Annotated in this window: 10 protein-coding genes; 5 read left to right on the top strand and 5 right to left on the bottom strand. The window is 42.1% G+C overall.

Annotated elements, in window-relative coordinates:
• Positions 1-169: 169 nt before the first annotated feature.
• The 3 genes from V7077_RS18085 to V7077_RS18075 form a co-directional block, all read right to left on the bottom strand.
• A complete protein-coding gene (locus V7077_RS18085) occupies positions 170-313 on the bottom strand; it encodes a YvrJ family protein (protein ID WP_335504464.1) in 144 nt (47 codons plus the stop codon).
• Between the two features lie 75 nt (positions 314-388).
• Positions 389-607: a DUF2922 domain-containing protein gene (locus V7077_RS18080; protein ID WP_215047260.1), complete on the bottom strand. Its 219-nt coding sequence runs from the start codon at positions 605-607 to the stop codon at positions 389-391.
• A gap of 181 nt (positions 608-788) precedes the next feature.
• The gene (locus V7077_RS18075; protein ID WP_335504462.1) at positions 789-1,007 is read right to left on the bottom strand and encodes a DUF1659 domain-containing protein; all 219 of its coding nucleotides are present in this window, start codon (positions 1,005-1,007) and stop codon (positions 789-791) included.
• A 252-nt stretch (positions 1,008-1,259) separates the two neighbouring features.
• Between V7077_RS18075 and V7077_RS18070 the strand changes: the two genes are divergently transcribed.
• A complete protein-coding gene (locus V7077_RS18070) occupies positions 1,260-2,906 on the top strand; it encodes a C39 family peptidase (protein WP_335504460.1) in 1,647 nt (548 codons plus the stop codon).
• Between the two features lie 47 nt (positions 2,907-2,953).
• Here V7077_RS18070 and V7077_RS18065 read toward each other — a convergent pair whose 3' ends face one another.
• Positions 2,954-3,439, bottom strand: a complete 486-nt coding sequence (locus tag V7077_RS18065; protein WP_335504458.1) for a sigma-70 family RNA polymerase sigma factor — start codon at positions 3,437-3,439, stop codon at positions 2,954-2,956.
• Positions 3,440-3,753: 314 nt separating this feature from the next.
• Here V7077_RS18065 and V7077_RS18060 point away from each other — a divergent pair, with 314 nt between their 5' ends.
• The 4 genes from V7077_RS18060 to V7077_RS18045 all read left to right on the top strand — a co-directional run bounded on the left by V7077_RS18060 (position 3,754) and on the right by V7077_RS18045 (position 9,404).
• Positions 3,754-4,629, top strand: a complete 876-nt coding sequence (locus V7077_RS18060; RefSeq protein ID WP_335504455.1) for an ADP-ribosylglycohydrolase family protein — start codon at positions 3,754-3,756, stop codon at positions 4,627-4,629.
• Between the two features lie 15 nt (positions 4,630-4,644).
• Positions 4,645-5,094, top strand: coding sequence for a DinB family protein (locus V7077_RS18055; RefSeq protein ID WP_335504453.1), 450 nt, complete (start codon positions 4,645-4,647; stop codon positions 5,092-5,094).
• Positions 5,095-5,842: 748 nt separating this feature from the next.
• Positions 5,843-7,951, top strand: a complete 2,109-nt coding sequence (locus V7077_RS18050) for an EAL domain-containing protein (RefSeq protein ID WP_335504451.1) — start codon at positions 5,843-5,845, stop codon at positions 7,949-7,951.
• Positions 7,952-8,072: 121 nt separating this feature from the next.
• Positions 8,073-9,404, top strand: coding sequence for a hypothetical protein (locus V7077_RS18045; protein ID WP_335504448.1), 1,332 nt, complete (start codon positions 8,073-8,075; stop codon positions 9,402-9,404).
• A 12-nt stretch (positions 9,405-9,416) separates the two neighbouring features.
• Here V7077_RS18045 and V7077_RS18040 read toward each other — a convergent pair whose 3' ends face one another.
• Positions 9,417-10,460, bottom strand: coding sequence for a CdaR family transcriptional regulator (locus V7077_RS18040; protein ID WP_335504445.1), 1,044 nt, complete (start codon positions 10,458-10,460; stop codon positions 9,417-9,419).
• Positions 10,461-10,836: the final 376 nt, after the last annotated feature.

The following is a 10,836-nucleotide window of genomic DNA, read 5'->3' as shown; positions in this document are numbered from 1 at the left end:
GAGGAGGAGGAGGAGGAGGAGTAACTAGTCAGGATGTGGGAGGCTACCTCCAATATGACTTTTGCCAATTATTCTTAAAGGTTAGAAAAATAGAGTCATTCTTTAAAGAAAACAAGAAATCCACCCAGTGACTCGTTATTAGGTAACTTTACAGGGTGGCAGTTTTAGTTTAAGCCCGCTCCCTCATTCGGTCGGGGAGATTTTGGATCGACTGGACGACTAAATCTAATTTTGACTCAATGCGATATAACAGATAAAGGGACACGACAATCGGAAATCCCACTTCACTTATGAGGGGAATGATTTGTTCCACCATACTCATCTCCTTTCTAATGAGACTGTTGAATAAAGAAGAGGCCGGCTTCAATGCGAATCCGGCCTCCCGTTATTAGGCAAGTTCATAATCTGTTACGTCACGGTTGATCACCCTAGCTCCTTTTGAAGCCACTAATTTGCCGCTTCCAGTTGTGAAAACATTCGCAGCAATAATTTGTGCCATCGATAACTTAACCACTTCCTCATCAATCGGCTCCTTTGGATTATCAACCGAGATGCGGGCTGTCTTACCGTACTCCGTTCCAAATTGCAATTCCAACGTCTTTGCCATACTACTCACCTCCTTTTCCTCGTACAATAGTTATTAATGGTGTTAACAGTATACTCGGTATCCTTGGTGTCATTAGTGAAATTAGTGTCATTAGTAAAAATGGTGACAGGCACTGAACGTGGACACTGTCTATCTCAGGCGGACACCTCGTTCTGCCTTCAAGTTACTCCGCAACGAAGGCTTAGCCTAGGATTTCGAGGTTGTCGGTGCGTTCTACACTGTTTAGTGGGTCTTTGCATAGTGCTGAGATGGCTTGTGCTGCTTGATATAGCTGGTCGACGGTTGACTCCTTTTTGATGTTGTTGAATGTTCTTGATTTAAGGATAGGGTTTCCTTCATTATCGATGCCTCCATCAAATACCAAGCGTAATTTTGTTCCTTCTAGTAATGCTTCTGCCATGTTTATCACCTCCTTTCGCCTTATATATATAGATTTAGAGGCCAAAAGGACAGGCCGGGATAAAAAAAGATTAGATCGTTTGGCCCCTCACTGCCTGTTTCTAAAGCTGCTTAGTAGGGTTTAAGGACTATGTTTACCATGAAATTCCTGCTAGAATAATAGATATCTTCCATATTTGGTAATTTAGTTAAGGAAAAATTAATTTTTAATTGTTTAATTAATTAATAAAGAGAAAGATAAGGAGTGGGTCAATTGAATCGTTTGAAATTTAAATTCATCTCATCAGCGATTGCTTTTGGGATCATCAGTGCGGTCAGTTTTCTATTACCTGCTGCCTCTTATGCGCAGTCAACACTGAACGTACCGCTTATCTCGCAATTACCTGAATTGAAAAATGGCTGTGAGGTTACGAGCTTAACCATGCTGCTTCGGTACAAAGGAATTAATGTAACCAAAATGGGATTAGCCAATCAAGTGAAAAAGGACCCGACACCTTACCGAGCTTCTGGAAGCACGATTTACTGGGGAAATCCCAATACCGGCTTTGTTGGGGACATTACCGGGCGAAAGATCGGTTATTCTGTCTATCATGGCCCCATTTATCAATTAGCCAATCGATATACCAATGCCATTGATCTTACTGGAAAATCATTCGATGTGATTTTAAAACAATTGAGTAAAGGCAAACCGGTCTGGGTCATTTCAACTAGTACCTTCAACACGGTCCCGAGCAGTCAGTGGAAAACCATCCAAACACCAACAGGGCCAATACGAATGACCTTTCATGAGCATAGTGTCCTGCTTACTGGTTATGATTCAAACTATGTCTACTTTAATGATCCACTTGCTATTATTAAAAACCGCAGGATATCCCGAACCTCCTTCATTAGAGGCTGGGAGCAATTTGGCAGACAGGCGATAACCTACGGATCCTCAAAAGGTTACCTCGATAAACCTGGTCAAGGTATATCCATCAATGAAACTTACAATCTATCAGGCTGGTTTTTAGATGAGAGTGATGTGTCAAAAATTGAAGTAGTAGTCGATGGAAAAGTAATCGGCCAAGCCTCCTATGGTGACGCAAGAGCGGATGTGAAAAAGGCTTATCCTGATTACAACAATGGAAATGCTGGATTCCATTATGGATTGGACACAAAGAAATTGAGTAATGGGACACATACGATTACGGTTAAGGAAACAGGGAAAAATGGCTGGACGGATACATTGTCTGTAAGGGTTGTCACGGTTTCCAACGCAAAAGGAGCTTTAGAAACTCCGGTAACAAAGGAACTAACTAAGGGACAATATAACGTAAAAGGATGGTATTTGGACCAAAGCCATGTTGCCAAGATTGAAGTACTGGTAGACGGGAAAGTAGTTGGTCTAGCTTCCTATGGCGATATAAGAGCAGATATAAAAAAGGCCTATCCTACATACAACAATGCCAATGCCGGTTATCATTATCTTCTCAATACAACAAAATTAGCCGATGGAGTCCATTCTATTACGGTTAGGGAAACAGGAAGAAACCGTTTGGTTTCCATATTACCGACAAAAACCTTCACGATTTCGAATGTCAGAGGATATCTTGATCAGCCGGCAGCCAATACTACGATCAGTGGAAGCAAAACGATATCAGGCTGGTTTTTAGATGAAAACATCGTCTCCACCCTTGAGGTTCTAATGGACGGGAAAGTCGTCGGCCGGGCGGATTACGGAGATGTAAGAGCAGATGTGAAAAAACTGTATCCAGAATTTAATAATGGGAATGCCGGCTACCATTTTGTGCTGAACACGTTAGGATTTAGTAACGGCAAACATACGATAACCATAAGGGAAACGGGAAAAACCGGCAAAGTCAAGACGCTGCCGGGAAGAGTTTTCACGATCTCTAACTAAAAAGAAGGAGACAGAGGCGAAATGGCCTCTGTTTCTTTTTAAAATATTTAGTACAACGCAAGACTTGCCCGCAGTTTCTTAAGGGCACTCAGTTTCCACTGTTTCACAGCCGAAACTGAAACCTTTTCCCGTGCTGCCATTTCCTTAACAGACAAATCCTCTACAAAGGCAGCCACAACCCATTTGGTTTCCTTTTTCGTTAAACCTTCACAATAAGATAACAGCTGCTCCCGTTCCAGCGGAATATCGGAGTAATCGCCTTCGACTACTTCCCAATATTCTTCATTCGGATACACGTTTCCGGCCTCATACCGACTGCTCTTTGTCAGCTCAAGTAATAACTTCCCTTTGATATAGCTGTAAGCATAATTCGTAAAGCTTCCCTTTTGGGGGTCAAATCCTAGTTGTGCTTCCCAGAGTGCAATTAACGCTGTCTGATGGAATTCATCTTTGTTACGGTAAATCGAAAGAGAGTGTAAGATTCGATGAATCATAGGTGTGTATTGTTCTACTAATTCCTCAAAGTTATCCACTACAAAAACCTCTCGAGGACCCGCGCACGTTCCAATCAAATTCCTAGGTAGCTTTACCATATCGAGAAATGAGGTTTACGGCGAATTCCACAATTACCAATTTTAAGGGAAATAGAAGCTTATCCGATTGTTTTGGCTATTAAAATGAAATATTTGGAGCCGCTTTTGGGTAAATTCAGTCGAATTTACTATGATTTGATTGTTTAATTTTATTATTTTAAAAAATAATCTCCGTTTTTGTTATAAGGAGCAAATTCGCATCTATATACCAATTTTTTACAATTGTGTTGTAAGATAGAGGCGAGGTGATTTTTATGTTAACAAAAATGGAAGGTGCTTTAGTGGGGTTCGCCATCGGTGATGCTTTAGGCGGCACCACAGAATTTTTAACGAAAGAGGAAATACAAACGCAATATGGGCAATTACAAGAAATCAGCGGCGGCGGAGTTTGGAGCCTGGAAAAAGGGGAGACCACGGATGATACGGCCATGACAATCGCAGTTGCCAAAGGGATCTTGAAGAATCCCAGAGACCCAATCGAGGCAATCGGTAATGAGTTTTTAAAATGGTATCGTTCACATCCAAAGGACATAGGCATTATTGTGCGGACTGTGTTGGGTTCATTTAACGGAAACTGGTTTGAGACGGCTAAAAAGGCTCACTTTGAGTATCTTGACGAATTGTCAGCGGGAAACGGTACTTTAATGCGCTGTTTACCAGCAGCTTTAGCTTATAAGGACCTAGATGAAATCGAAGCTGTGACGAGAAAACAATCAAAAATGACGCATTATGATTCGAAGGCAGATGATGCTTGCTTCCTATACAACCGAATCGCTTACCGTGTTCTTCAGGGGGCAGAGTTAAAAGAAACGATTAGTGCAGAGGTAAAAGGAACAATCTATGAATCTGTCCTCAATGGTCAAAGGCCAACGTGCCTTCCTAGTGGTTATGTCGTGGATACCATGAACTGGGTCCTCTATTGGCTGTTACACGCTGAAACTTTTACAGATGTCGTAGTGGGAGCGGCAAATGAAGGTCATGATAGTGACACAGTGGCTGCGATTGCTGGGGGTCTCGCGGGAATGGCCTGTGGATTCGAGGGTCTGCCGCGTAAGTATGTTGATGTATTACTTCAAAAAGAGGAATTAATTGAATTGGCTCGTGAATTAAAGAATCTTAGGACGAGATAATAGAGGGGGCGGACCATGATTACCATTATGAAGATGTTTGAGCATTTGAATTGGGCAAATCAACAAATCCTTGAGGCGCTGAAAACTATAGGGGACCGGAACCACCAGTCTAAACGATTCTTCTCCCATCTCCTGCTTGCGGAAGAGGTATGGTTTAATCGTCTTCAAGGTTTAGACAGCAATCCTCAGGCAATCTGGACAGAGCTTACGATTGAGGAGTGTTCCAACCTGGTGAAAAAAAATAAACTAGGCTTTGCAGGATTTCTTGCAGGTTTGACTGAGACGACCTTGGAAGATTTAATCATGTATAAGAATAGTACCGGACAGAAGTTTTCAACGTCAGTCGGAGATATCCTTACGCATGTAGCACTTCACGGTCAGTACCACCGAGGCCAAATTAATCGGCAGCTGCGAGAAGACGGATTCGAACCGGTAAATGTGGATTTTATTACGTTTGTCCGCTAAGGTGGGGCGCGAAGGCATTTCTATTGGACAGTTTGCGAGGGGGACTTGAATATTTAGTCTATTAGAAGGTGGCTATTTGACAGTATGACTAGTCACCTTCGTAATTTGTCCAATAGAATCCGTCTAAAGGACAAAACGCGAAGAAGCCCGGCGAGTATTGTCTAATAGAGTCCGTCTAATGGACAAATAACGCAGGAGACAGGGGGATTTTGTTCAATAGAATCCGTCTAAAGGACAAAACACGAAGGAGACCGCCGGATCCTGTCCAATAGAGATGGTCTAATGGACAAATCATGCAGTAGGCAGGAGGATTTTGTCCAATAGAATCCGTCTAAAGGACAAAACGTGAAGAAGCCCGGCGGGTAGTGTCTAATAGAGTCCGTCTAATGGACAAATAACGCAGGAGACAGGAGGATTTTGTTCAATAGAGTCCGTCTAATGGACAAATAACGCAGGAGACAGGAGGATTTTGTCCAATAGAGTCCGTCTAAAGGACAAAACGCGAAGAAGCCCGGCGAGTAGTGTCCAGTAGAACCGGTCTAAAGGACAAAACGCGAAGAAGCCCGCCGGGTACTGTCCAATAGAGCTCATCTAATTAGACAACTCATGTAGCTGACCCACGGGTTATATTCAATAACATATTTTTTGTCAAAAAACGCCCCCAAAAAGTGACATTTCAAACAGTAAAAACGTGGATCATTCGCTATGATAAAGATGTATCTCCACATTCCGCTGAAGGGAGCCCTCTATGAGAAATCAAGGCAAGCACTCCGATTTAAAGACTTTTATCCGATCCTTTAAGTCCATTCTGTTAAATCTGCCATTTCCCTGTTACATTCTCGACCTAGAAGGCACCATTGTCCTTTCAAATGAGGCTGCTATACGTCTCACCGGGTACCCAAGAGAAACAGAGTTCAAAAGAAATTTCATCTCTCAACTAGACGATGATTACATTGAACAAGCCATTCACCATCTTAAAAGTGTTCTTTCAGGAGAACAAATGCAGCTGCAACTTTCCATTCGTCATAAAAATGGCTCCAGTATCCCTGTCCAAATCCTGTCCATTCCACTTGAAATCGGTGGGGGGATCCAAGGAATTCTCGGCTTTATGTTCGAACAGCCTGAACAAATGGAATGGATTCCTGCAACAGCTAACACCCCTCGATGGGAAAAAATCCTTAATGACATGAACATCTGTTTATGGTCAGTCGATGCCAGAACAATGAAAACCGTGGCGATATCCTCAGCTTGCCAACCTATTTTAGGTTATACCAAGCAGGAATTAACTGAAAATACCTGCTTGTGGGAGGATATCCTCCATCCAAGTGATAAAAACCAAGTCCTGCAACAGCTGCAGTCCATCGAAAGTGGCCGCTCTGCCAAACTAGAATACAGGATTCGTACACAGTATGGTGGCTATAAGTGGATCTCAGATTATATTACCCCCGTTCATGATGTCCTCACAAATAGCCTTATCCGTTATGACCGAGTCATTGTGGATATCGACCATCGAAAAAAGACCGAAGAAGAGCTGGAGTATATTGCCTTTCACGATTCCCTAACAAGGCTTCCGAACCGAAGAAAAATGGATTTGGAGCTACAAAAAGCCTTGATTGAGGCGACCGAAAAGAATCATTTTGTCGGGATTTTATTTATCGATTTGGACCGCTTTAAAGACATCAATGATTCATTGGGACACAAAATGGGTGATAAATTTATTCAAATGATGGCCGGAAGGTTAAAGGAAAATCTACGGTCGGATGATATCCTCTCGCGTCAGGGCGGGGACGAGTTTGTCATTTTATTAAAAAATCTTCCCAATAGCCAGGCAATAGATGAAATGGCTGCGCGAATCAGCAGTGTCATGGCCCAGCCCATTAAGATACTGGACCAAGAATACCGGCTTAGTGTCAGCATTGGGACCAGTATTTTTCCTGACCATGGTCAAGAAGCGGACGTGCTCATGATGCGGGCCGATCATGCCATGTATCTGGCAAAGGAAAATAAAACAGGAATCCAGCAATATCAAACGGGCATGTCCAAAAGTCTTTCAAGAAAAATGCTGCTCGAGCAATATCTTCACCAGGCAATCGAACATCAGGAGTTGTATTTAGAGTACCAGCCGATTATGGATGTCAATACGAACGAGATTATTGGTTTGGAGGCACTGCTGCGCTGGGCACATCCGACATTGGGAAATATTCCTCCAGGGGAATTTATCCAAATCGCGGAGGAATCGGACCTTATCATAAAGCTAAGTAATTGGGTGTTATATACCGCCTGCAGCCAACGGCGGCGTTGGATGGATCAGGGCTTAGCTCCATTTTATATTTCGATTAATGTTCCAGCCCGGCAAATTCATCAAGATAATTTCATTGAAACCATTAAACGTGCGTTAAAACAGTACAAGTTACCAGCAGATTTTTTAAAAATAGAAATTACGGAACGGACCGCAATGACGAACGTTAAGAAAACCTTGAAGACGATGAGAGAGTTACAGGAATTTGGGGTTGATATCATTTTAGATGATTTCGGCATCGGTTATTCTTCGATTAGTTACTTGGTTCAGTACCCGTTTAATACAATCAAGATTGATAAATCCTTTATCCAAGACCTTAACCATAATTCCAGTCAAAAGTCGGTTTGCCGCTCTTTGGTGGCAATGGGGAAGAACCTCGGGATGAATGTGGTGGCAGAAGGGGTGGAGGAGCTCGAGCAATACGATTACTTATGCAGCATTGGCTGTCATAAAATGCAAGGTTACTATTTAGTAAACCAATTTCGATGGAGTTGGTTGAGAATTTTACTAGACAAATCTACACCGTATAATGTTTTTTTAAATAGAAATACCTGCTGAAGAGGAGTAGGTATTTTTGTTTTAACTTAAAAAATATTCTTGTATTGTCATTTTTCTGGGATTATTATAAAGCATGATTATGCGAAACTATTAAAATGATTCTGGCAGGGAGACGTTTACTATGCGAAGTTATCTCATTTTGGGGATGTGCGCCTTATTCTTAGTTCAATATTTTGCAGAGCTCAATTGGCTTCAGTTCGTCGTCGTCGGACTTTCGATATTGGCATTCTTGGGCAGTGCCTTTAAAGCAGACCGGTTTCCGCGCTGGCTTGGCATCATCATGATGACGGCGGGAATCGTTATCGAATGGCATAAAGGAACGGGGGTCCAGGGAATTAGTGACGGTATTTTTCTAATTCTGCCATTACTTTGTTTGTTGACACTTGCACCGCTTCTATCGGTTCCTTTAAGGCTGAGTGGACACTTTGGGTCCATTGCTGCTTTATTAAGAAACCTCATGCATCAGCCGAGAAAGTTATACGCAGGTATTACCGGGACTCTTTTTTTATTAGCGCCGGTCCTCAACTTAGGTTCGGTCCGAATATTAAATGAGTTTATGGAGGAAATTAAGCTGCCATCCACCATGTCAGCCAAAAGTTACCTAGTCGGCTTTTCAACAGCCGTCATGTGGTCACCCTATTTTGCATCGGTTTCATTGGTCCTTCACTACTTGAATATTCCCTTTGAAGAGTACATTCTCTATGGAATAGGCTTGTCGGTCTTGTCACTAGTGGTTGGAAATGTGTTGTTTGCTCTGTGGGAAAAAGGGAATCCGCTGTCTGACAGGTCGGCAACAAAGGCTCCGCTTGAAAAAGAGCATCGCCGGCAGATGATTAAGCTTGTTCTATTTGTTGTCATTTTAATGAGTGCCTGCTTGGTGGTGGAGAAGTTCACTCATTGGTCAATGATCGTTATCGTCTGTTTGATGTCAATCCTAGTCCCTTTAGGATATGGAGTAGTGTCGAAAGATTGGAAGCGAATGGCTGCTCCATTAGTGGACCTTCGCGACCGCACCGTACCGATGTTGAATAATGAAATCATGCTGTTCATGAGTGCGGGGATGCTGGCGTTTGCGATAAAAGGGACGAGCGCCGCGAATGGGGTTAGTACACTCCTTGTCCACTTGGCGGACCGGTCGTTTATCTTGTTTGCACTCGCCGTGATGCTGATTGTTTTAAGTATCACCTATATGGGGATCCACCAAATTGCGGCCGTGGGTGCGCTTGCTATGCAATTGAATCCTGCCGAGATTGGGATAAGTAATATTGGCTTGGCCTTATTGCTCCTGCTTACCTGGTCGATTTCCACCGCCCTTAGTCCTTTTTCAGGATTAAATCTGATGGTCAGCCGTTTTGCTGGGATTTCAGGAGTCCAAACAGGCCTCCGCGCCAATGGACTGCATTTGTCCATCCTTGCACTGATTGGAATTGCGATTATCTCCTATATCGGATAAAAAAAACAGCCTCTATGGCTGTTTTTGCATTTTATAAAGAATATACCCTGTGAAAAGCTGGAACAAATCCATAAAGTTTTTCGGATTTTTATTGGTCAAGACTTCAATTCTTTGTAATCGATAGGCCAAGCTGTTCCGGTGAATATGAAGTTCCTTCGAAATGGCATTCATGTCACCCGAATTTTTTATATAACAAATCAAGGTCTCAATCAGCTCTTGCCCTTTAGGATTTTCAGCGTGTTCCTTATAAAAATCAGTGATTTCGTTAAAAGAGATATCTTTATTTGTAAGGTAATCAATGAATTTTAGCTCCTGATAATGGCAAATGGTCTGTGGAAGATCCATCCGCTCTACAATTTCAATCGCACGACGGGCCTCATGCACGGACTTAGACACAATCGTATAGTTACTGCCAAGTCCCACTCTAACTTCATTCGGCGAATGGCCGGCTTCAATTCTTTTGATTAGATCGCTCTCACTTGGAACCACATAAAGAATGCTGTCTTGGTTGAGTCTAAAGGAAAATTCCTGTTCTAGCAGATAAGGTTCCTTATGGTGGCGTCCCTTCACGACAATTGCTTTTCGCTCTAGATCAAGATTAATGCCAAGCGCCTCACCGCTGCTCTTTATCGCGGTATCATATTCCTCACAACGGAATACCCATTGATATAAAAATTCCTCTTTCATCTGCTCTTGAATACGTCGTTCCCTAAAAAGAAATTCCTGGTTGATTAATAGATCGGCAGTAACTCTGACTAACTCCGCAAACGGTCCGACAATATTAGGATCACCACTGATTCCAATAACGCCCATAATTTTATTGCGAAAATGGATGGGCATATTGACACCTGGCTGGGAGCCCTCCTCTGATTGATAAATCGAAACAATTGTTCCCTGCTCAATCGCGGATATTGCTCCCTGATGGTAGGTGCCAATCCGTTTCGGGTCTCCGCTCCCAATAATTAAACCAATCTCATCCATGATGTTTACATTATAGGGAATAACATTCATTACTTTATCGGCGATTTCCTGTGCTAGGGCTTGATACATTTTCATCCGATTTCCCTCCGGTCCTTGTCTGTCTTTAAAATAGTAAAAAGAGTATTTGTTTATTTGCCCAAAAAAGTATACTTATTATTAGCGATTTGAATGATGATTTATTTGTAAGACAATTATACAATAAAAATGTAAACGGTTACTAAAAAATGAATAAAAAAGGTTTACTACGTTTGGTAAAATCGTCACTAATTAGTCACTTGACTAATATTCATTCATATTTCTTACACATTTAAAAGGGATTTTGGTCAAATGACTAAAAACATCTAGAAAAAATTTATCAAATTGAACGAAGCTATTTTCAGCGAAACCGTTTACGATAGGTATGTGAAATGATTCACGAGTGCAAAATATGTAAATCAACACATATCATTAA

This window comes from Neobacillus vireti, from assembly GCF_036962465.1.
Classification (GTDB): domain Bacteria; phylum Bacillota; class Bacilli; order Bacillales; family Cytobacillaceae; genus Neobacillus; species Neobacillus vireti_B.
The sequence above is the reverse complement of the archived record's forward strand: the minus strand, read 5'-3'. Positions and strand labels throughout refer to the sequence as shown.

What these genes read in the sequence shown, in the direction of transcription:
- V7077_RS18080 (WP_215047260.1), bottom strand. Translation starts at nt 607, where the DNA reads ATGGCAAAGACGTTGGAATTGCAATTTGGAACGGAGTACGGTAAGACA.
- V7077_RS18075 (WP_335504462.1), bottom strand. Translation starts at nt 1,007, where the DNA reads ATGGCAGAAGCATTACTAGAAGGAACAAAATTACGCTTGGTATTTGAT.
- V7077_RS18060 (WP_335504455.1), top strand. Translation starts at nt 3,754, where the DNA reads ATGTTAACAAAAATGGAAGGTGCTTTAGTGGGGTTCGCCATCGGTGAT.
- V7077_RS18055 (WP_335504453.1), top strand. Translation starts at nt 4,645, where the DNA reads ATGATTACCATTATGAAGATGTTTGAGCATTTGAATTGGGCAAATCAA.
- V7077_RS18050 (WP_335504451.1), top strand. Translation starts at nt 5,843, where the DNA reads ATGAGAAATCAAGGCAAGCACTCCGATTTAAAGACTTTTATCCGATCC.
- V7077_RS18045 (WP_335504448.1), top strand. Translation starts at nt 8,073, where the DNA reads ATGCGAAGTTATCTCATTTTGGGGATGTGCGCCTTATTCTTAGTTCAA.
- V7077_RS18040 (WP_335504445.1), bottom strand. Translation starts at nt 10,460, where the DNA reads ATGAAAATGTATCAAGCCCTAGCACAGGAAATCGCCGATAAAGTAATG.